Annotated in this window: 1 protein-coding gene; it reads left to right on the forward strand. The window is 66.8% G+C overall.

Annotation, left to right across the window (positions count from 1 at the left end; genetic code table 11):
• A partial coding sequence (locus EIEH_RS10370) for an IclR family transcriptional regulator (RefSeq protein ID WP_035609455.1) occupies positions 1-512 on the forward strand: 512 nt, incomplete at both ends.

Raw genomic sequence — 512 nt, forward strand, 5'->3', positions numbered from 1 at the left:
AAGAGCCCCCGCCAGCAGATGTGGGAAGTCATCCGGGCCAACCGCGAAGAGTTCACCGTCTACCGCGTGGCGCGCCGCTCCAACCAGCACGACAAGACTGTCGAGAAGTATGTCGCCTGCCTGCGCCTGGGCGGCTACGTCGAGGCGATCCGGGGATTCAAGCGCGGCGAAGAGGTCGTTTTCCAGCTGGTCCGCGACAACGGCGTCGAGGCACCGAACCTGAACGCCGATGGCAAGCCATCCCAGCAGGGATACACCACCGAGGCGGTCTGGCGGACGTTGCGAATCCTCGGTCCAGCGACCCCGGAGCAGATCGCCGCATCGGTGGCGGCCTCGGGCACGACCGTCTCGCCCAGCACCGTTCAGCGCTACTTCATCGACCTCCAAAACGCCGGATACCTGACCCGCAACGGCCGCCATTACGCCCTCAAGCCAGGCCGCTACACCGGCCCTCGGCCGCCCATCGTCCAGCGCGAGACGCGCCGCCAGGTCTACGACCCGAACCTTGACCA

Origin of the sequence: Edwardsiella ictaluri ATCC 33202 (assembly GCF_000264785.1) — a bacterium.
GTDB lineage: Bacteria > Pseudomonadota > Gammaproteobacteria > Enterobacterales > Enterobacteriaceae > Edwardsiella > Edwardsiella ictaluri.